Consider the following 21,481-nt stretch of genomic DNA (forward strand, 5'->3'; position numbering starts at 1 on the left):
AAGAACTATTCAGCAATGCTAAAAAAGTACGGTCACTATTAAAATAGGTCGATTTGCAAATGAACATTAAAGTTGTTCCGACGAAGTCATGTCAAAAAACAGCGTTTTCACGCATTTTTCAGGTTAAACATGAAAGGTACTTCAGTTACAGTGATGAGAATGACAAGGACGAAGAAGCAGAAGAATACGAAATCAAAAAAGGTGCGGGACCTTGTGATATACTAAAAAGTCAAACACCAAGTAAAGAGGCAGGTAAAGACATCAAGAAAAATAAACCGAAAAAATAGTTTAATAATACTTTTTCAGGTTCTTTTAAGGTTTGATTCATAGTAAAAATCTTGGTATTAAATTGGTATTACAAATCAGCAAAATGATACTTTTTGATACCATTAGATACCATTAAATACTAAATGACAAAAAATCACTTTTATTGTCGGTAAATTAAGTAAAAATAATAGTTTAGACGAAACAGTTCAGGCGTAGCTCAATGGTGGAGCATCCGGCTGTTAACCGGAGGGTTGTAGGTTCGAATCCTACCGCCTGAGATGGCTTGTCCTCAAACTACACAAAGGTGGTTTGTTTTGAATAGATGGACTTATATCGGGCAACTGATATAGGTCCATTTCTATTTTAGACTTGTCACCATTAACCCTAATTTCTTTTATTAAGAGATTTAAGAGGTGCCTTTTCTCAACATATTCCAATCTATCAAAGACGTCATGGAAGCACTTAAGATTACTCTTAATTGCTTCTGCGGTTATAATGTGATTTTTAATTTTGTCTATTTTGGATTTTATCTGTTCTATTTCTTTAGTAAGTTCATTTTGTTGTTGTATTAATTTTTTTTGCCCTTCTGCAAAGAGATCCACATCTTTATTCTCTCGCAATCTTTGACTCACACAGTTCGTCCAGTTCTGTATATCAATTTCCAGTTCTGCCTGTTTTTTTGTTTTTGAGCTTAAGTCGCTCAATAATTCTGGAAAAACTCCATTTACTGATCTATGAGCTTTCTTAATCATTTCATCAACAATTTTCGGTGAATCAGATAAGAATTTTATTCGTTCTATGACAACATTTTCTAACTCCTTTGCAGGTATATAGCGATATTTACACGCATTTTTATCATTTTTATTGACTTTTGTACAACGGTAATATAGATATGTTCCACTTTTCGAATGAGATGCACCGGGAGTCATTGTAGAACCACAATAATTACATCGCACCAAACCTGTGAGTAAAAAATCATATCGTCTATTCTTATATGGAGAACTTTTCTTTTTCCCATTCCTATCTAAATAACTTTGGACTTGATTAAATAATCCTTCTTCAATAATTGCTGGATGTTCCCCATCATATAACTTATCTCCATACCTTATCTTGCCGATATAGATAGGATTTCGCAGGTGATATTTTAGAGTAGTCTTACAGAATTTCTTACCACCCATATGTCTACCTTTTTTGGTTATCCATGCCTTAGTGCGATATCCTCTTTCGTTAATGACTTTTGCTGCATTTAGACATGATTTTTCCTTTAGGTAAGTCTTGAACATAAATTCAACCTGTTTGACTTCTTTTCTATTAACCACTATTTTCTTGGTCTCACGGTCAAGGTCAAAACCAACCACAGGATATCCACCCAACCATTTTCCTTTCTTTGCAGAGGCTAATTTTTTATCTCGTGTTCTTTCGCTATTGATTTCTCGTTCAAACTGCGCAAAACTTAAAAGGATATGTAGCATCAGCCGTCCCATAGAAGTTGTGGTATCAAATTTCTGGGTTACAGATACAAATGAGATATTATATTTTTCAAAGAGTTCCCACATTTTACCAAAGTCTCTTAAACTTCTGGTTAACCTGTCAATTTTATATACCACAATAGCATTAAACTTACCTCTTCTTGCATCAGCGAGTAATTTCTGAAGTCCAGGCCGGTCCATATTACCACCAGTGTAACCAGGATCATTATATTTCTCAGGATATACCTCCCAACCCAGTGCTTCCTGGCTTTTGATATAATTCTCTGCATATTCTCTCTGGCTATCAAGAGAAGTAAAATCAGAAGTTAACTGTTCTTCATCTGAAACTCTTGTGTAAATAGCACAAATTGTTTTCTGTTTTTGTTCCATAAGTTTCCACCTACTTAATGAAGTTCAGGTAATAGGCCCATAAATAATCCACCTACTTGTGAGCCATTCTGAGTATCCATTATTTTTTCTTTACCAAATGTGATCTTGCCTTTTTCATTTTTTACTGGTATTGACCATGTTTTGATTCTTTTTCCAGTTACAACAGATACCATTAGAATTTTGACGCTATCAGGTGCCTCGCTTGGTCTGATACTAAGGTCAATAGGTTTACTCCCTTTCCCGGTTACCATCCAGCCTTCAGTAATAGTAATATAAGCCCATACATTTTCTTTTTCCATTAACTTCTTGATAGCAGCAAGAGTTTTCATCTTTTCTTCTTCACTCGAAATTGTTAGGGGAATAATATTTTGACCTGCGGGAGTCAGACACATAATCAAAGGACAATGATAGCCATCCTGCTGCAGTATCAGTTTTGCTTTTTCTTTGACTTCTTCAGCAAATTTAAATATATCCATACTTTGATTACTCCTTCCTGCCACGAGTCCACCACCATAATAAAGATTTACCTGTTAATTTTTTACATTTAATGCTCTGTTCAGTTCAATGAATGCCATAATAAAACATACAACTATAATGATTATAACAGTCAAGACTATTATCATAGTGGTTTATTTGACTCTTCGCTTAAATTCTTATCTTTGAGAAATCTATCTTTATAAACCTGCCTTCTCCTTTCAACCATTTCTTGAGTATGGAACACAGGTGTTTTAGGAACCTCTTTTCTCATTTTCTGACAGTACCATCTATATGCACGTTCGCAGGCTTTCCATCGCCGGCTGAATTTAACCTGCTTGGTTAACTTCCAGGTATTTGTCTTCTTATTTTCCTTATAAACAAATGCTGAAAACTTGCCATCAACTTTTTCAGTTGTGTAACCACACATATAATTTATGCGCAGTCCCTTTGTCTGCCAATACCTGTAATTTGGCTGTTTCGGAAACAAGCCCATTTCACTTGCTATCTGGTTTAATTTACTAATAATATCCTGATAATCCATAATTCATCCCTCCCGACGGTATTCGGCTATTATACCCAATGTACATTTGGGCTCTTTTTCAAGGGAAAGTCAAGTCCTTTCTGAAAATTCTTTTTTATTCTCTTGTAGCACTTCTTCCGACGATATCTGCCCAGATGCTTTTTTACCCTTTTTGGAAGATATCGCTTTCTTTTCCTCAATAAGGCGCAATACTCCTTCAGTTAGAATTTCAACAATCCTGTCCAATCTCTCTTCTGGTGTTAAATCTTGGTATTCATCCCACATTTATTCCTTGCCTCTCATCTAATATATACTACTTGCTTATTAAAATCAGACAGGTCATTTTTTATTTTCCCTATGTATTTTTTACACCTCTGATTAAGGTTGAAAAGAAAAAAAAGATTTTTTTAATTAACTATTGACAAATTAGCAAATTTGTGCTATAATATATATTAGATTTGAAAGGAGGCGATTTAAATGCCCAGAAAACCAGAAAATGAGTTAACTGATAAGGAGAAAGAAATTCTTAAATTCATTAATGAGCAGATAGAAGAAACTGGTTCTGCTCCCACTTTAAGAGAAATAGGGCAGAGGTTTAAATTTACTTCCACAGGCCATATTCGTTATTACTTAAGGAAGCTTATTAGAAAAGGGTTCATAAAAAGGACCCGTAAGGCACGAGGTATCATTATAGGGTCAAGGAAGGCAGTTTCCAGTGGTACTGCTCGGTTACCAATTGTAGGTAAAGTTCCTGCAGGAGCTCCTGTGCCTGCTATAGAAGATATTGAAGGCTATATTAACATTGATAAAGATATTGCCAGAGGTGAGATGGTTTTTGCCTTAAGAGTTAAAGGTGACAGTATGGTTGGTGCTGGAATATTAGATGATGACATAGTTATTGTTCGGAAACAATCAGTATCTGATAGTGGCGATTTTGTAGTTGCTGATGTTAATGGCGAGGCAACAGTAAAAAAACTTAAAATAGCAAAAGACAAAATAATCCTTGAACCAGCTAATCCTGCTTATGAACCTATTGTTACTGATCGTGCCACAATAATTGGTAAAGTAATCAGTCTGGTCAGAAATTATAGTACAAGAAGAATCTCGTGAAGGAGGTGCATCGTAATGCAAATACGATTATTAGAAGCATATGGTATTGAACCTATGGTGATAGAGGTTTGGGAAAGAAAATATGGGAAGGAATTACTTCCTATCCAGGAACGGGTATTTAAAGAGACATCATTTCTGCGAGGCAAAAATCTTATAGTTTTTGCTCCCACATCAAGTGGTAAAACTTTTATTGGTGAAATGAAAGCAGTTATTGATGCTAGAAAACGAAAGAAAGTAATTTACCTCGTTCCACAGAAAGCATTAGCAGAAGAAAAATACGAAGAGTTTCGTAACTGGTATCTTCCTCTTGATATAAAGACGGTGGTATCAACTCATGATAGACGTGAATATGATGAGGATATTGAAAAATGTAGATTTGATATAGCAGTTGTTGTATATGAGAAATTGATTTCCTTACTTGTTCACAATGGTAAATTCCTAAATGATGTTAGTTTAATTGTAGTTGATGAACTGCAAATGATTGGCGAAGAAGAGCGTGGACCAGTCTTAGAAATGTTTTTAACCCGTCTTCTTCTTTCTGAAAAAAAGCCACAAATTGTTGGACTATCTGCAGTATTAGGAAAGTGTGAGAAACTTGCTGAATGGCTAAATGCCGAACTTCTCTATGATGACAAACGTCCTGTGGAACTAAGACAGGGAGTATTTCACCGTGGAATATTTCGTTATCAAGAACATAATAGCAAGAAAGAAGGTCAGGAAGTGTGGATTAAGAAAGAGGTTGATAAATTTCACGAAATACTTTCAGAACAAGCAAAATTAAAAGGTCGGGATGAAGAAAAAATATACAGAGATATGGTAGATGAGTTCCATAAACAGATAATGATTTTTCTTGCAAAACATCTGGCAGAAAAAGGTGAGCAAGTAATAATGTTTCTTAAAGATAAAAGATTAATTCACGAATTTGCCAATAAATTAGCTGAGATTGTAAATCTTCCTGAGGCTAAAGAAGCAATTGATGAACTTAATACTTATGAAGATACAGTGATAAAGGACTTTCTTATCAAATTACTTAAAAAAGGTATTTGCATTCATCATGCTGATTTAAATTTTGAACAGAGAAATTTAGTTGAACGATACTACAAAAAAGGAGAAATCAGGATTCTACTTGCTACTTCTACTTTAGCCTATGGACTTAACCTGCCTGCAAAAAGTGCAATTATTGACTTAGAGAAATGGTATACCAATCCTCATAAGACTGACCGGCCTGTAATTGTTAAACTTTCTAAAATTGACTTTGAAAATATGGGAGGAAGAGTAGGAAGATACGGATACATTAGCGATTTTGGAAGAGCGATTTTAGTTACTATGTCCAGTTTTCATGTAGATGGTATATTAGACGAATATGTAAAAAGTGGATTTGAAGAAGTGAAATCAGCGATGGATTCAAAGGATATGGATAAACATATTTTGAATCTTTTTGCTTCTGGCCTGTGCCATACCTCCAGCGAGGTAAAAGATTTTCTTTTACATACTTTTGCCAGTGAGACTATCTGGAAGAAGGAACTTACTGATCAGGATTATGATAAATTTATTTCGCAGACCATTGATTATTGTATTAAAGGCGAACTCATAACTCAAGATAATAAGGGCATTATTTCAGTAACTAAACAAGGTGAAGTTGCCAGTCAGAAAGGGATTCATGTAGAGACTGCTTTATCTATGCTTGAATGGCTGAAAAAAACCGAACCAGGACAATTTTCTACATTAGAGTTACTAATCATCTGTGGTCTTACTCCTGATGCAGAACAAGTTTATATACCACTATCCTGGAGTGAATATGAAAAGAATAAATATCGTAATCTACTGAAGCAAGTGGTTTATGAACAAGAACTACAGGATAGAAAATTCTTTACTGATCTGCTAAACAAATATTGGGAATATAGAACTGCCAGAGGTATAAAGAAAGCTTTGTCTTTATTTGATTGGATTAGCTCCAGAAAGACAAGCGAAATAGAGAAACAATTTGAAACTCATTCCGGTGTTCTTCAACGAGCAGGTGAAGAGTTCTCCTGGCTTGTTGAGACAATATCTGCATTAGCAGAAACCATCAGCTGGCCCGAGGATACATTAAAAAGGATTAATGAAATTTCCAGACAACTGATTTATGGTTTGCCCAAGCAAGGACTTGAACTATCTTCCTTGAGGATCCCCGGATTGGGCAGAGGATATCTAACCCGTTTAATCAAAGAAGGATTTGATACTGTAAAATGTTTAACTGAACTTTCTCAAGAAATTTTTATGAAATTACTGCCAAAAACCTTAGCTAAAAAAATCTATCAGCATTTTCATCCAGAAACAGTTCATATAAAACCTGAAAAATCTGCAAGTAAAATAAGTGAAAAAAGAGAAACCTACGAAACCAAATCAGAAACTACTGAAAAATCTTTCGATCCCCAAACACAAGTAATTTTGGCAATTGACTACAATCAACCTGATGTAATAATTTACAAAGGGCAAGCAGTCAAACTTAATCAGAAACAATTTCAATTGATTAATATATTAGTAAAATCTCCGGGTGATTGTGTCAGTTACCAAACTATTTATAACCAGCTCTGGACCGACCTCAGTTCAACTTCTCCACTTCAGATTCAGTATCACAAAAGCCAGCTCCTGACAAAAATTAAGCAGGCAGTATCTCATGAACGGGATGTTAATAATTTCATCATTACTATACCAAAAGAAGGATTGAAACTTAATCTTAGAAAAGAAGATATTAAGATTAATGGATTAGAACTTGTTCGATTTAAAAATATAGATATAGCACAACTTAATCGAAGACAGATAGAGGCATACAGGAAAATGTTCTTAGAAAAGAAAAAATTAACCATACAAAATTATTGTTCAATGTTTGGCATTACTAAACGGACTGCATTGCGAGATCTAACTCGTCTATTGGAAACAAAAATAATAAACAAACAAGGTCGAGGGAGAGCCGTTTATTATTTTTATCAGGGAATGTCGCGAAAGGCTGTCACGAAAAATGCACTTCAGAAAAGAACATAGAAATCGTGTCGCGATTTGACCAACTGGTATACCAAATTCAATGGTCAACTGAAATACCCCATTTTTGCTAAATATTCAAAATATTAAAGAATTACCTGCAAAATATTTGATTTCCCTATAAAATCGGTGCATAGAAATCTATGTACCGATTTTTTTATCTTTTCTTTAGTAACTCACCACTGAAATCAGTATACCGATAGCACCTTTCGGTATACTTTTTCCAATAAAAATTCCAAATAAATTCCAACTTTTGCCAATCTTTTTTCTTTATCTTTTTCATAAACTTCCCTGTGGTATTAAACTTGCCCGAGTAGTATGTGGGCCACAGGGAGGTCAAAATGGAGATAAAGAAATGGTTAGAACAATTTCCTTCCTCAGAAGAACTTGCCAACCTTTATCAAAGCTGGAGAGAAAAATACCCGCCACTAAAAAGTTTTTCTCTTCCGAAGCAGTTAATTGAATTCCTTCATAGTCGTGAGCCAGCAAATTTTAAGGCACAAGATGAAATCTTGTGTTCGCTTATATCAGAATGCCAGTTAAGTAAGGAACCATCAATTCTGGTTATGTATTTGTTTATTCTTTTGTATCCTTTCTTTGAGATTCCTTTCTACTACTGGAAAAAACAAGTGTGGAAATATCAGATTCCAGATGAAGAAATATGGAATGAAATCTGGATCGCTTTTTATGAAATTCTAAATGAAATCGATTTAGAGAAACGGAAAGAAAAAATTGGACTATTTTTCCAGAGTAAAGTTGGGAATCATCTGAAAAGAATTTACAGAAATGTGGTTAGGGAGGCAGAATCTACGATTATTTATCAGGATGAATTAAAACCATTTGAGATATATCTTCCTCAAAAAAAGAAGAAAGAGGAGTTTTCGAAAGAAGAAATTCTTGAAATGGAACTAATATTAGACCAATTAGTTAGCAAGAGAATAATAGACTCTATTGATAAGTATATCATTGCTGCAACAAAATTATGGAGAATGCCTCTAAAAGAAGTTGCTCGAAAATTGAATCTTTCTTATGATGCCGCACAAAGAAAGGGAGTACGAGCAAAAATTAAGATAGCTAAGGCTTTGCGAAAAAAATAATTTTTGAGGGTGTCTGAATTTAAATGATAAGGAGTATATATTAGATGAGAGGCAAGAAATTTGAGGTAAGTACAATGGACAAGGATAAATTCCAACAGGTTATTAATGATGCTTTTAGAAATCTAACCCTGTGTTTTGGAGGAATATTCCTGATACATCCTGTTAAAGACGAACTTATATGGGTGATGATGAAAAGCATAGAGGAAGTATATCTTGATGCCTGTAGAAAAATAGATAAGTTACAGCATCTATCAGCAAAAGAAAAGAATTCTAAAAATAAAATATCTTCAGAGTCACATCCGGCTATTGAAAAATTCTTAAAGAAATTAGAGTCTCCTGAAAATAAATAATTAAAATGAAAGTAATTATAACAAATTCTCAAATAGAGTTATTTAAAGAATGTCGGCTGAAATATAAATTTGCCTATCTTGATTTGCTCACTCCAAAAGTTCCTTCAAGTAAATTATTTCTCGGTGCAGGCATTCATGAGGGCTTGAAAGCATATTATTCAAACCAGAAAGATTTGGACACAGCAAAGAAATCTTTCGCTAACTATGTGAATACTCAAATTAAAGATATAGAAAATCAAATAGAACTTACTGATGAACAACTTGAAGAAATAACACAGGCCAATAAACTTGGTCTATCTATGCTTGAAGAATATGACAAATTTGCCAAGGTGCAGGACGATTTTGAAATTGTCTTCCCGGAAAAAGAGTTTTTAGTACCCGTAATCACTCCTTTCGGACATAAATCAACAAAATTTATGTTTGCTGGTAAAGTAGATGGTTTAGTCAAGAAGAATAATGCTTACTGGTTGATGGAACATAAGACCACTTCTTCTGTAAGCAGTGGTTACCTATCTAATTTAGTTTTAGATGAGCAGGTTACTGCTTATATCTGGGCATTACAAAAACAGGAGAATATAGAAATAGTTGGTTGTATCTATAACATTATCCGCAAACAATTACCCTCTCCGAAAGTAAAAAATCCAATAGTTTATCGAGAACAAGTTTATCGCAGTCAAAAAGATATTGCCGATTTTCAGACACAGTTACACCGTATCTGTTTAGAAATAAGTCATCCTGCTATATATCGTCATCCTACTGATGACTGTTCCTGGAAATGTGCATACAGGACACTTTGTATTGAAGATACTGATGAAGCAAGAATGCAATTTCGTATAAAAGAAAAAATCAATGAAGAATTAAAAACTATCTCTCCTGATAAAAATCAGGGAGCAGAAAAGGAGGAGACCGATGGGTATCAAAATCATTAAATCAAATGAAGGTAGGTCACAGTATCTGAGAATGATGGTTTACGGAGTTCCGGGCAGTGGTAAAACCGTCTTTGGTTCAACAGCACCTGACCCATTAATTCTTGATGCAGAAGCAGGATTACTTTCTATTGCTGATAAGAAGTTAGATACTGTGAAAATAGAAACATTTCAGGATGTAATCAATGTGTTTAACTTCCTGAAAACTGAGAAGCTTGCTTATAAAACTGTGGTGATTGATTCATTGACCGAATTACAACGCAAGAGCATGGATTTAATTCTATCTAAAGCAGGCAGAGACCGAGCAACAATCGGTGACTGGGGTATGAATATTGACCAGGTGAGAAACATTATCAGATATTTTCGTGATTTAGAGATGAACCTGCTATTGATATGTCTTAATGAAGAAAGAAAAGATGAAGATGCAGGAATAATTATGCAAAGACCAGCATTACAGGGTAGAACATTGCCAGAAGAAGTTATGGGTTACGTTGATGTTGTTGGTTATCTGTTCACTAAAGAAGTTGAAGGAACAGAAGGTAAAAAACAATTAGTGAGAAAAATCTTATGTCAGCCACACGAACGTGCCTATGCTAAAGACAGGTCCGGTAAACTTGATAGGTTTGAAGAACCGGATTTTAAAAAAATCTATACCAAAATATTTGGTTCACCCAGTTCCTCTACACAGGAGCGGAGTTCAGTAAATAAGGACAAGGAGGCCAGTCATGAGAGTAAGAGATGATTTTTCACAAGCAGGACAGTTTGATTTGATCCCTCAGGGAACTTATAGGGTAGAAGTAGCAAAAGTAAAGTTAAAAGAAACAGATGAAGGTAATGAGTATTATGCCTGGGATTTTGTTATTACTTCCGGTGAATACGAAGGCAGGCACTTGTTTTTGAATACATCTCGTTTACCACAGGCACTTTTCAGATTACAGCAACTCTTACAGTGTTTAGGTTTTAGTGCAGCCGGCATATATGAATGGGATACTGATGAAGTAAGAGGCAGAGAACTGCAAGTAAAAGTAACTCACGAGATGTATCAAGGCAAAATTCGTGAAAAAGTTGAACCAATAATAAATTCATCAACTCAAGAATTAAATAAAGAAAAACAATCAGAACGGGAAGATGAATTACGTCCGTCGCGGATGGGCGAAGATGAAGAAATCCCTTTCTGACCTTGGAAAAATGAAAAGGAGAGAAAGCCAAATATGCAATGCAAAGGTACTATCTGGAAAATACAAATAGATTCAGAAGGTGAGAGTAAAGTAACCTTACTGATTCCTGAGATTTATCGGGCATCAGTACAGGAAGCACAGATGTTACTTAAACAGCCACTTGAGATTATTATTGAACCCGAAAGAGCAGATGGTGAGAAACCTTCAAATAAAGATATCAATTATCTGCAGATACTGCTTGATCAGAAAGGCTGGCAGGAATCAAAACGTGAAGGTTACATACTTTACAATTTTGGTAAACACACACTTAGTGAATTGACTAAAAACGAAATACAAAAATTTATTCAAGAACTATCAACTGGAACTAATCGAGAAGCGTAATGAAGTTAACATAAATGAAAGAAATAACCATTGCTTTTGGTAATGAAATACAGCTTGCCACAGATAAGAAGACAGGGAAAGATTATTATGTAAGAATATCTACTGAATTTAGAAATGAACAATTGAGAGAACTAAAAGGAGCAGCATTGTCTGTTTTACTTTGTATGGGGCTTCATGCAAATGAGAAAGGAGAATGCTGGGTGAGTAATAAAACGATTATGGAAGAGACCGGGTATGCTTTGCAGGCAATAAAAAAGGCAAAGAAATTTTTAGAAGATAAAAAATACCTTCATCGTTCCCAAAGAAGAAAAGAAGGTAGGTTTACAACAAGCATATATGTATTATTTTCACCGTTGGTTGAAAATCAGCCCACGGTAGAAGCACCGTTGGTTGAAAAAGATACCACGGTACCGTTGGATGAAAAAACCGCTGTGGTAAAATCATCCCACGGTACTAATTATATAAGTACTGAAGAAGAACCAGGTAAAGGTATCGAAGAAAAACCAGGTAATATTGAAGAAGTAGCAGGCTCGTGTTCAAAAGAACCCTCGCCTGCCGTAATTCAGATAACTGAAACCATAAAATCCTGCAAAGTTGTTAAGATACCAGAAGCAAGAATCACTACAATTGTGGAAGCATGGCTGGATACTTACAAAACAATTGATATAGCAACTGAAATAAAAAAGGCAGATTGCTGGCTTTTATCCAATCCCAACAAAAGATATCACAATTATAGCCGATTTTTGACAAACTGGTTTAATAAGACACTTGATTATAAACCTGTTAACTTCACAAGGAATAGATTTGATGGAAGAAGACAATATCATCCCAAAGGTGAACCAGGAAAATACGACGGAATTGAAGAATAATTTACCGGAATGTCCGTATCAGGCAGAAAAATGTGTCATTTGTGGTAAATTAGTAGAACCATTTTATGTTGAACCAGTAAAAATTGGTGACCGGCCATTTGGGGGTTGGTTTCCACCGGATGATAAATGTGAAGAATGTCAGGAAAAAGAACGAAAAGAACAGGAAGAGAAGCACAATCCTGACCGTAAACTTATTTCTGCAGGGTTATCACCACAACACTTGAACCTGACATTTGAGAACTTTGAAATAACTCCAGAGAATGAAAAAGCATGCAAAGTTATCAAGCAATATACAGAAAAACCGCAAGGTGGATTATGTATTACCGGGCCTTGCGGTATAGGCAAAACACATTTAGTAGTATCTGTAGCAAGAAAACTTATTCTTTCAGATAAAAAATGCAGGTTTGTAAGTGTACCTGAACTTTTGCTTGAAATCAGGTCCATATTTGACAAACGGTCAGTGCAAACCGAAGAAGAACTCATTGAAGAATATGTTGGTTATGAATACTTATTTCTTGATGATTTTGGTGCAGAAAAAGTTACTGATTGGTCATTAGAGACACTTTATTTGATAATAGATAGACGCCTGCGTAACTTAAAACATGAACTCATCATAACCAGCAATCTGGATTTAAATGAAATCAGTGAGAATTTAAGTGACAGGATTGCTTCTCGTATTACAGAGATGTGCAGGGTAGTTAAACTCGTTGGCAAGGATTGGAGATTAAAGAAAAAGATAAAAAGATGACTGTAGTGAAAATAGTAATTCCAGAAATACCGTCATCGCTGAATAAGATATTTGCCATGCACTGGGCTGAAAGACAAAGAGAAAAGGCACGCTGGTCAGATTTAATTGCCTGGAAGATATTAACTCAAAAGTTAAAACCAATAAAAGGTCAGGTAAAAATAAAGTTAGTTTATTACTTCAAGACGAAAGGTTCTCATGATTATGATAACTACAGTGGAAAATTTATTCTTGATGGACTCAAAGGAAAAGTAATTAAAGACGACAGTCAAAGAATAGTTACTGAACTCACTCACGAGTTTCATTATGATCCTGAAAATCCAAGAATAGAAATTTTAATTGAATCAATAGAACAATGAGCAAGACATATTATGAACTTTTAGGCTGGGTAGCAAACGAAGATATTCCAGAAACAGTTCCGCAGAAGAAACTGAAAGAAATTTATAGCAAAGTTATCCATAAAATAAAAACTCAATCAACAAATGAAATTGAGAAATCAGAGAACCTGTTCGCTTTATCATTAATATGGAAAGTTTTGGGAGATCCTGAAAAAAGAAAAGAGTATGACTTAAAACTGAAAGGTATTAGAGAATTTGGTGGCTCACCTGCTGATATTATTATTGACGGTAAGAAAGTTCCTGTATTTTCAAAAGTTATTAAGGAAGAGAACAGTTAATGAAAGCGAAACTACTGGATACAATAAATAGAATCTATGAAACGCAACTCTGTAAACTTGAACTTGAATCATTAGGAGCAGAAGATGTCAGTTTTGATTTAGATAACCTTGAGTTTAAGTTCGCATTTGATCCTGAACAAAGGGATTATTTAAGTAACCGTACAAGTTGGCTGACTTCTATTGATGGCAAAGATACCTGGATAACAAAAATTATTGATATTAACAGAAAAATCCTACGCAAATACGCTGATATATGGTTCAGTCACTTCACCTATCCATTCAAAGCAAGGTTCAGGCCACCTGTTGCCCGGTCTCTTATAAATATCGTTAATCCTGAACCTGATGGTATTATACTTGATAACTTCTGTGGGAGCGGTACTACGCAGGTAGAAGCAATATTATTAGGTTTGGATTCAGTTGGAATTGACATCAATCCATTTTACACATTTTTAACTCAAGCACAAAGAGAATTCTATATTCGCAAACTAACCGACGGTGAGATAGCAGAAAAGTTTTTCATTGAAGTTAGCCAGAACCCGGATAGATTCAAAAATGCCATGCTTGCAGGAACAATTCATCCATTAATGTTTGTGATTTACTCTTATGCGACCTGTATGCATTTTCCCGATTCACAGAAAGCATTTAACAGGAAATTCCTTGAGATGAAAACCTTACAGGATGAATGGTCTAGATTAAACACAGAAAAAAGTTTAGAACTCGGTGAAATTAAAACAGTAACAGACACAGCAGAAAAACTTGAATTTCCTGATAATTATTTTTCAGGTATTGTAACTTCACCACCGTACAGTAATGCTCTTGATTACACTAAAGAAAATCGTGGAGCGCCAGAATTCTTTCCTGTTACTGATGAACTTAAACGACAGTATGAACCTGTAAAGAAGCCAGACCTTTATTTTGAAATGATGAGTAAAGCCATCAGTGAAATGGTGAGAGTATTAAAGCTAGGAAAGAAAATCGGATTTATTATTGGTAATCAAAGAAAAAAGAACGAAATTATACCTATTGTTGACTGGAGCATAGAAGAGTTTGAAAAAAATAACTGTAAATTGCTCTTCAATATTCCACAACTTATATCAAGCACAGGTACATGGAATATACTTGTGGACCACATATTAATTTTACAGAAAAGAGTTTCAGATGATTAACAAAACAAAGATAATCTGCTTGTTTGGATTGGTAATATATTTCGTTACATGTTTTACATCTGGATTCTTTTTTTACAGATATTCAAGTATTAAAAATGAGTATGAAAATTACAGGACTTCTGTTAGTTATTTAGAGAATTATCATGTGTGGTATGGAATCTTTAATACAACTTTATACACATTGCATCAATCTGAATGTAGCAAAAATAAGGAACACAGATATTACGGTATAACAAAATCAGGTTACAGGGCTGTAAGAAACAGGACAGTAGCTGTTGACCCTAAAATTGTCAGATTAGGATCTATCCTCATAGATATTGAAACAGGGAAGAAATACATAGCTGAAGATACGGGTAGTAATGTGAAAGGTTTCCATATAGATATATTTATCGGTGAAGGAACAAAAGAGAACAGAAAGAAAGCTGATAAATATGGTATGCAGAGAAAACTATTCATAGTTATTGATTAAATATGAAATTTCCAGATGACTGCCTCAACAGGATATACTGTGCTGAGACACTAAAATTCTTAAGGACTTTGCCTGATGATGTTATTGATATGGGTGTAACATCAGCACCTTATAATAAAGGCGAGAATAAAAAAGGATGGTTAGTGGCAGATGTAAAATATTCAAATACGAGTGATAGATTTCCAGAAGATTTTTATCAACAGAATCAAATAGATGTTTTAGATGAAATGTTCAGAATTATAAAGTCCTGTGGTTCATTCTTTTATAATCATAAAATCAGATGGGAAAAAGGAAAAATGTTTCATCCTATGGACTGGTTAAGAAAAACAAAGTGGACAATAAGACAGGAAATTATTTGGGACAGAATGATAGCAGCAAATATACGAGGTTGGAGATTCTGGCAGGTTGAAGAAAGAATATATTGGCTTTACAAACCTGAAGGAAGAAATCTAATAGGTGAAGAGTTGGAACCTGAACATGCACTGTTAACTTCAATCTGGCGATTTCCACCGGAACAGAAAAATCCACACCCCGCCCCTTTCCCTTTAGCATTGCCAGTCAGAGCAATCTATTCAATTATGGATAAAAGAAAAGGGACAATAATTGACCCCTACTGTGGTAGTGGCACAACTTTGGTGGCAGCAAAAATATTGGGACATGATTTTATCGGCATAGAAATATCTGGTGAATATGTCAGGTTAGCAAAAAATAGATTAAAGAATTATAGGTCCGAACTAAAATCCGTTGAAGAAGAAGTTGCACATCATATTGTCCGAAAAACATTTAAGGAAAGAAAAGAAAAAGGAGAATTTACTGGTAAATACAGCAGACTTCCGGTAAATTCGGCTATATTTTAAATGATTGATAAAACAAGAGTAGCCCATCTAGTAGGATTGATAATATGTTCTATTGCATGTTTTATATCGGGATTCTATTTTTACAGACATTCAAGTATTAAAAATGAATATGAAAATTATAGGACTTCTGTTAGTTATTTAGAGAATTATCATGTCTGGTATGGAATTTTTAATACAACTCTATACACATTGCATCAATCTGAATGTAGCAAAATAAAGAACATAGATATTATGGAATAACAAAATCAGGTTACAGGGCTGTCAAAAATAGAACAGTAGCTGTTGACCCTAAAATTGTCAGATTAGGGTCTATCTTTATAGATGTTGAGACAGGTAAGAAATACATAGCAGAAGATACAGGTAGTAATGTGAAAGGTTTCCATATAGATATATTTATCGGTGAAGGAACAAAAGAGAACAGAAAGAAAGCTGATAAATATGGTATGCAGAGAAAATTATTCATAGTTATTGAATAAGGATGGGATATCCAAGAGATTATGTCAATAGAAAATTAAATAATTTTGAACTGGGATGGTTATCTGCAGCAATAGATGGCGAAGGTAGCATTGGTGTTAATGAAAAATATAATGTCATATGGGTATCTATTTCCAATACTAATAAAGATTTTATCAATTATGCTAAAAAATTATTACACGGAAATATACTCATAAGGCCGAAAACAGAAAAAAGAAAAACCTTATATAAAACAGAAATAGGTAGTAAAGAAAAAATATCTTGTGTTTTAAGACAGGTTATACCATTTTTATTAATTAAAAAAGATATAGCCAAAACAGTTTTGGAGATAGCAAATAGAAAAGGTATCTATGGAATTAAGAAATGTAAAATTTGTAACAATAAACATTATTCAAAAGGTTTTTGTGAAAAACACTGGTACATTAAATATGGAAAGAAATATTATAAGTCATGGTATCAATTGAAGAAATCAAAAACAAAATAATCTGTTCAGATGCACTCGCATTTCTGAAGTCATTGCCTGACGAATGTATTGATATGTGTTTGACCTCACCGCCCTATTGGGGACTGCGGGATTACAAGGTAGATGGCCAGGTAGGACTCGAACCTAATTATCAAGATTATATTCGTAGACTTGTAGACGTTTTTGTCGAACTAAAGCGAGTTATTAAGAAAACAGGTTCGTGTTATGTTGTAATGGGCGACACGTACATGGATAAAGAACTACTGATGATACCTTCACAGCTTGCATTAGCACTTAAAGAAGATGGCTGGCAACTGAGAAATATCCTGATCTGGCATAAACCAAATTCCATGCCTTCATCAGTGAAAGATAGATATAAAAACAGTTATGAATTTGTATTTTTCTTTGTTAAAAATAGACGCTACTTCTTTGACCTTGACAGTATCCGCGAACCACATAAGACAGAAATAAAGACAGGTGATAGAAAATCAACTGATAAAGTTGATACTAAACTATATGGCAATAAAATGGTCAGTGCTCAGGTAAGGAATGACCACGATATTCACTTCTGTTATGACCCAAAAGGCAAAAACCCGGGTGATATTATTCAACAAAACTTAGTAGAGATGCAGAAACGAGGAAGTCGTGGTATGGCAAAGAAAATCGAAGGATGTGCAGGTGCTATCTATGGTCGTGCAGGTAATAATCCGAACGGTAAGAATCCTGGTGATATAATTGATTCGGTAGAAGAAAAAGCGAGTAAGAATTGGAAAGAAGTAATCAAAAAAACTGGTAGACCTTTGAACCCACCTAAAGGTGTAAGTTTAGCAGGTGGGAATACCGGTTTAAAGAAAACCAAGAAATATCTTGAAATGATTCCTAAGGGTGGTAAACACTGGGAATATGGCGGTATGAACAGTCCTAAAGGAAGGCAACGATATGAGACAGTACCTGGGCATCCATTAGGTAAGAATCCTGGTGATGTTATTATGGCTCAAAATGCACCGCATCGTGGAAAAAGAGATTACAAAGACCCTGAAAAATTCAAACAAAAGCAACAGGAATGGTTCAGTGGTGAACATGAGAATAACCCCAGAGGTAAAAATCCCGGGGACGTTGTTCAAGAAAATATCAGAATTAATGATTGTAAATTTCAATTTTATTCTAAATCTTCCCACGGAACTCAGGATTATCATCCACTGGGTAAAAATCCTGGGGATGTAATTCAGCAGAATCTAAATGAAGGAAGATTAAAGATGAGCCCAAAAGGACCTGTTCCCGCTACACAGGATTATCATAAGTCATTTACTAAAAGAGATGCTTTGATAGAACAAGAAACATTACATCACGGTTCACACAGAAGTAATAAAGGACTCAGAATGTATAAAAAAGGCAGGGATGAAAAATATCCTGAAGGACCACCAAACAGACACGGTCATGGCTGGGGGAAGGGTTATGGAAAGCATACTTTTCTAACAGGGAGTCATCCACTTGGCAAAAATCCTGGCGATGTTATTCAAGTCCCTTATTCAGTCCAGCCAAGAGATAAAGAAATAGTTGAATACAGGAATCTACCTGAACACGATAAAATTAGAGAATATCTAACTTACTGGCGTAAACAGAAGGGTATAACTATTGAAGATTTGGAAACAATGTTTGGCAATCGAACTCCGCATCACTGGTTTGAAAAAGATGGTAGTTATCCTGATAAAGATGACTGGTTAAAGATCAAACAGATATTAGGTTTTGATGATAAATATGACAGACAGATGACGGAAATATTAACAAAACCAGCAGAGAAACAGAATCATCCATTAGGCAAAAATCCCGGGGATATCTACTCAGTTTCCTCTGAAGATGAAATAAAAGCATTGGAAGAAAAAGGTTATACAAGACATTCAGCTTCCAGACCAATCACTGGCTTAAATAAAAAGCCTCCTGAACTTAAGAGACATTATCTAGGTAAAAATCCTGGAGATATAATAAAAACACAGAAAAATTACACAGGTAAAGATAACATAGTAACGGGTGCTATATTAGTGAATGAAAAAGGTAAGGCGTCACGATATCTTCATTACAGAACTGGCAAATATGTTCCAGGATATTATCATAAACTTGGTAAAAATCCGGGTGATGTTGTTGATAGCAAATATAATCTGGAAGGTGGTCATACTGATAGACAGGGTTTACATCGTGATGAAACTGCATTCAGTGTTCAGAGAGTCCATAAAGTAAGTCAGAATGTAATAGCAGATTATTTAAGAGAATGGAAAAAGAAGTCAAAACTTACTTATAAACAAATTGATGAATATTTCGGATATAAAGATTGTGCAAGTCACTGGTTTGCTCATGAAGAAGATAGTCACGGGGCCTGCTTACCCGGTCCAGAAGAATGGCTGAAACTCAAAAAGTTGCTTAAGTTTGATGATAAATACGATAAAATAATGACTGAAACCTATTTGGTCAGTCAAGCAGTACAAAATCATCCTGATGGAAAGAATCCTGGAGATACTATTGAAGTAGATGAACATCCTAAATACGATGGTGTCTTTCGCGGAGGAATGAAGTTACCTCCTCAGCCAGGTAACCCAACCGCATTTCATCCACTTGGCAAGAACCCTGGCGATGTCCAGGAAATAGATAAAGAACGAGGATATAAATCATTAGGTTCACATCCTGGTAATACAACAATTGGTGGTTTAGTAGAAAAATCAAAATTAGGAATTGATATAAGACATCCATTAGGAACTAACCCGGGTGACTGTGCAGATGACCCTGAATCAAGTTCAGGGGAACCGGAAGATTTCTGGGCAATAAATACTAAACCATTCAAAGGTGCTCATTTCGCTGTTTTCCCGGAAAAACTTTGTGAAAAACCAATCAAGTCCTCGTGTCCCGAAGGCGGAATCGTTGTCGATCCATTTTGTGGTAGCGGTACTGTTTGTGTAGTCGCACATAGATTCGGCAGGAATTACATCGGAGTAGATTTAAATCCAGATTATTGTGAACTTGCTCGGAAAAGGTTAGAGAAAGAAAAAGCAGAAAACGATAACCAATTAAAATTAGAGTTCGATAGCAAAAAATAATTGTGGAAATAAAAGAAATCATAGGAGAAAAAATATATAAAGAACTCCGAAAAAAATTTGGGGGACAAGAAATTTATATACCCAAGATCGGCAATCCCGGTGGTAAAAGAACTTATCACGAAGGAAGGAATAATAAAATCAGATTGCTAAAAATGAACAATCCCAAAAAATGGACAAATGTCAGATTAGCAAAAAAATTCAACCTTACTGTCCGCCGTATCCAACAGATTTTGCGGTCGGATAGGTTCTATTGATGTTTGATTTATATTAGATACAAAAAGAATCATTTCTTAGACTTATTCCCAGGGCATGTTATACCAATTAACAAACTCCTGAATAGCAGCCTCTGCAATACTGTATACTTCTCCTCTTACACTTTTTCGCTTCGGGTTTACACGTGCATCTTTAAATAATTTTTCCACAATTGGCAAAAGTAAATTCATAGATTCATCATAATCAGTTTCCTGTGCAATTTGTAGCGAATACGCAATCGACCCTTCTTCAGGAGGATCACCATATTTTTCATAAGCAACTTCTGAGGCATATCTGAGCATAGATGCAATAGTAGGTGCTAAACGATGTGTTCGTCCATCGGGAACTAACTTAGATAACATATCAATCCAAACTGAATAAACTTTACTACCGACAATTTCTTTGAGACTACTTTGGTTTCTCCCAGTCATGAATTTAATCCTTCAATTTATCTGTTGCCATTTTTTTGCCAGGACAGGGAATTCTTTGATTGTGCACTTTTCACAAAAATATTCTCTACCTTTTGTAGAGTATCCGCCTTCACTCAAAATAATCAAAGCACCACATTTAGAACACTTAGTAGGTTCGTAAGATGGCGGATTCTCTAACTTCTCAAAATTGTATTCATTGGTTCCATACCAAACATACATTTCTGTCTCATAAATCTCATTACGACACCTCTGGCAATCCCGCCAGTGTCCTGGGTGTTCTTCTGCATGGTGATACCCATAGAGTGTGTAACGACGATGATTTCTGTAACAACTGTTTCGTGCATAAGAAAACAATACATATTTATGTTCATCATCACAAATCCAATTGCCACAACACTCTGTCTTGGTTAGATTTTTTGTCTTGCCACATAAACCACAGCGACGCTGATTTTCCGTCAATTTATTTTTTGCGGTAGACATTCTGGATTTACTCTGTTCCTTACTCATTACTCTTATCTCCTACCGAAAAATTGTTTTTTGCCAGATAACTGGATGTGGATAAAAGAAGTTGCCGAAGGCAATTTGGGGAAATCTTTAATTCCCCTTTTATCCGCTGTTATACGATGGTGCGAACGAAAGGGCATCATTTTCTTGATCATTAACCTTCTGATCCTGTTGATTTCATTAAGAATAATGGGCGTAAGATATATGCAAAAATGTTATTTAAAAAATGCATAATTAGGCCAGGATATATACTACCAGTAATTATAAACAATATCATAGGAAAAAGGGCCCAGGCCCCGATTT

General features: G+C 35.0%; 26 protein-coding genes and 1 tRNA gene. 21 read left to right on the forward strand and 6 right to left on the reverse strand.

The window, feature by feature from the left end:
* The first annotated feature begins 59 nt into the window (after positions 1-59).
* Together AB1349_07505 and AB1349_07510 are read left to right on the forward strand one after the other, a co-directional pair.
* Positions 60-287, forward strand: a complete 228-nt coding sequence (locus AB1349_07505; GenBank protein ID MEW6557184.1) for a hypothetical protein — start codon at positions 60-62, stop codon at positions 285-287.
* Positions 288-473: 186 nt separating this feature from the next.
* Positions 474-545, forward strand: a tRNA-Asn gene (locus tag AB1349_07510).
* Here the strand turns inward: AB1349_07510 and AB1349_07515 are convergent.
* From AB1349_07515 to AB1349_07530, 4 genes are all read right to left on the reverse strand, one after another.
* A complete protein-coding gene (locus AB1349_07515; GenBank protein ID MEW6557185.1) occupies positions 534-2,126 on the reverse strand; it encodes a recombinase family protein in 1,593 nt (530 codons plus the stop codon). The two genes, AB1349_07510 and AB1349_07515, sit on opposite strands and share 12 nt — an antisense overlap.
* Positions 2,127-2,140: 14 nt before the next feature.
* A complete protein-coding gene (locus AB1349_07520) occupies positions 2,141-2,602 on the reverse strand; it encodes a hypothetical protein (protein ID MEW6557186.1) in 462 nt (153 codons plus the stop codon).
* A 143-nt stretch (positions 2,603-2,745) separates the two neighbouring features.
* Positions 2,746-3,144 carry a hypothetical protein gene (locus AB1349_07525; protein ID MEW6557187.1) on the reverse strand — a complete coding sequence of 133 codons (399 nt, stop codon included), beginning with the start codon at positions 3,142-3,144 and terminating at the stop codon, positions 2,746-2,748.
* A 69-nt stretch (positions 3,145-3,213) separates the two neighbouring features.
* Entirely contained in the window at positions 3,214-3,408 is a 195-nt protein-coding gene (locus AB1349_07530) for a hypothetical protein (protein ID MEW6557188.1), read from the reverse strand.
* Positions 3,409-3,600: 192 nt separating this feature from the next.
* Here AB1349_07530 and lexA point away from each other — a divergent pair, with 192 nt between their 5' ends.
* The 19 genes from lexA to AB1349_07625 all read left to right on the forward strand — a co-directional run bounded on the left by lexA (position 3,601) and on the right by AB1349_07625 (position 20,245).
* Positions 3,601-4,233: a transcriptional repressor LexA gene (gene lexA / locus AB1349_07535; GenBank protein ID MEW6557189.1), complete on the forward strand. Its 633-nt coding sequence runs from the start codon at positions 3,601-3,603 to the stop codon at positions 4,231-4,233.
* A gap of 54 nt (positions 4,234-4,287) precedes the next feature.
* Positions 4,288-7,257: a DEAD/DEAH box helicase gene (locus tag AB1349_07540; protein ID MEW6557190.1), complete on the forward strand. Its 2,970-nt coding sequence runs from the start codon at positions 4,288-4,290 to the stop codon at positions 7,255-7,257.
* A gap of 338 nt (positions 7,258-7,595) precedes the next feature.
* A complete protein-coding gene (locus AB1349_07545; protein MEW6557191.1) occupies positions 7,596-8,351 on the forward strand; it encodes a hypothetical protein in 756 nt (251 codons plus the stop codon).
* 44 nt (positions 8,352-8,395) lie between these two features.
* Positions 8,396-8,701: a hypothetical protein gene (locus AB1349_07550; GenBank protein ID MEW6557192.1), complete on the forward strand. Its 306-nt coding sequence runs from the start codon at positions 8,396-8,398 to the stop codon at positions 8,699-8,701.
* Between the two features lie 5 nt (positions 8,702-8,706).
* Positions 8,707-9,630: a PD-(D/E)XK nuclease family protein gene (locus AB1349_07555; protein MEW6557193.1), complete on the forward strand. Its 924-nt coding sequence runs from the start codon at positions 8,707-8,709 to the stop codon at positions 9,628-9,630.
* The gene (locus AB1349_07560; GenBank protein MEW6557194.1) at positions 9,611-10,369 is read left to right on the forward strand and encodes an ATP-binding protein; all 759 of its coding nucleotides are present in this window, start codon (positions 9,611-9,613) and stop codon (positions 10,367-10,369) included. The genes AB1349_07555 and AB1349_07560 overlap by 20 nt, the downstream gene beginning before the upstream one ends.
* Complete coding sequence (locus tag AB1349_07565; GenBank protein ID MEW6557195.1) at positions 10,353-10,805, forward strand: DUF669 domain-containing protein; 453 nt, start codon at positions 10,353-10,355, stop codon at positions 10,803-10,805. The genes AB1349_07560 and AB1349_07565 overlap by 17 nt, the downstream gene beginning before the upstream one ends.
* 33 nt (positions 10,806-10,838) lie before the next feature.
* Entirely contained in the window at positions 10,839-11,186 is a 348-nt protein-coding gene (locus AB1349_07570; GenBank protein ID MEW6557196.1) for a hypothetical protein, read from the forward strand.
* Between the two features lie 14 nt (positions 11,187-11,200).
* Entirely contained in the window at positions 11,201-12,055 is an 855-nt protein-coding gene (locus AB1349_07575; GenBank protein ID MEW6557197.1) for a helix-turn-helix domain-containing protein, read from the forward strand.
* Positions 11,994-12,803, forward strand: a complete 810-nt coding sequence (locus AB1349_07580) for an ATP-binding protein (GenBank protein ID MEW6557198.1) — start codon at positions 11,994-11,996, stop codon at positions 12,801-12,803. Before AB1349_07575 ends, AB1349_07580 begins: the two co-directional genes overlap by 62 nt.
* 5 nt (positions 12,804-12,808) lie before the next feature.
* The gene (locus tag AB1349_07585) at positions 12,809-13,159 is read left to right on the forward strand and encodes a RusA family crossover junction endodeoxyribonuclease (protein ID MEW6557199.1); all 351 of its coding nucleotides are present in this window, start codon (positions 12,809-12,811) and stop codon (positions 13,157-13,159) included.
* A complete protein-coding gene (locus AB1349_07590; GenBank protein MEW6557200.1) occupies positions 13,156-13,476 on the forward strand; it encodes a hypothetical protein in 321 nt (106 codons plus the stop codon). Before AB1349_07585 ends, AB1349_07590 begins: the two co-directional genes overlap by 4 nt.
* Positions 13,476-14,642, forward strand: coding sequence for a DNA methyltransferase (locus tag AB1349_07595; protein ID MEW6557201.1), 1,167 nt, complete (start codon positions 13,476-13,478; stop codon positions 14,640-14,642). The genes AB1349_07590 and AB1349_07595 overlap by 1 nt, the downstream gene beginning before the upstream one ends.
* The gene (locus tag AB1349_07600) at positions 14,635-15,111 is read left to right on the forward strand and encodes a 3D domain-containing protein (GenBank protein MEW6557202.1); all 477 of its coding nucleotides are present in this window, start codon (positions 14,635-14,637) and stop codon (positions 15,109-15,111) included. The genes AB1349_07595 and AB1349_07600 overlap by 8 nt, the downstream gene beginning before the upstream one ends.
* A gap of 2 nt (positions 15,112-15,113) precedes the next feature.
* Positions 15,114-15,968, forward strand: a complete 855-nt coding sequence (locus AB1349_07605; GenBank protein ID MEW6557203.1) for a site-specific DNA-methyltransferase — start codon at positions 15,114-15,116, stop codon at positions 15,966-15,968.
* Between the two features lie 236 nt (positions 15,969-16,204).
* Positions 16,205-16,444, forward strand: coding sequence for a 3D domain-containing protein (locus AB1349_07610; GenBank protein MEW6557204.1), 240 nt, complete (start codon positions 16,205-16,207; stop codon positions 16,442-16,444).
* A 2-nt stretch (positions 16,445-16,446) separates the two neighbouring features.
* Complete coding sequence (locus tag AB1349_07615) at positions 16,447-16,926, forward strand: LAGLIDADG family homing endonuclease (GenBank protein MEW6557205.1); 480 nt, start codon at positions 16,447-16,449, stop codon at positions 16,924-16,926.
* On the forward strand, positions 16,893-19,991 hold the full coding sequence (locus tag AB1349_07620; GenBank protein MEW6557206.1) for a site-specific DNA-methyltransferase: 3,099 nt from the start codon (positions 16,893-16,895) through the stop codon (positions 19,989-19,991). The genes AB1349_07615 and AB1349_07620 overlap by 34 nt, the downstream gene beginning before the upstream one ends.
* Positions 19,992-19,993: 2 nt before the next feature.
* On the forward strand, positions 19,994-20,245 hold the full coding sequence (locus tag AB1349_07625) for a Mor transcription activator family protein (protein MEW6557207.1): 252 nt from the start codon (positions 19,994-19,996) through the stop codon (positions 20,243-20,245).
* Positions 20,246-20,287: 42 nt separating this feature from the next.
* On the opposite strand, the gene AB1349_07630 is transcribed toward AB1349_07625, so the two are convergent.
* Together AB1349_07630 and AB1349_07635 are read right to left on the reverse strand one after the other, a co-directional pair.
* Positions 20,288-20,674 carry a hypothetical protein gene (locus AB1349_07630; GenBank protein ID MEW6557208.1) on the reverse strand — a complete coding sequence of 129 codons (387 nt, stop codon included), beginning with the start codon at positions 20,672-20,674 and terminating at the stop codon, positions 20,288-20,290.
* A gap of 12 nt (positions 20,675-20,686) precedes the next feature.
* Positions 20,687-21,181 (reverse strand): hypothetical protein, encoded by a 495-nt coding sequence (locus AB1349_07635; protein MEW6557209.1) that lies wholly within the window; start codon positions 21,179-21,181, stop codon positions 20,687-20,689.
* Positions 21,182-21,481 lie beyond the last annotated feature (300 nt).

It is taken from the genome of Elusimicrobiota bacterium (assembly GCA_040757695.1).
Lineage (GTDB): Bacteria > Elusimicrobiota > UBA8919 > UBA8919 > UBA8919 > JBFLWK01.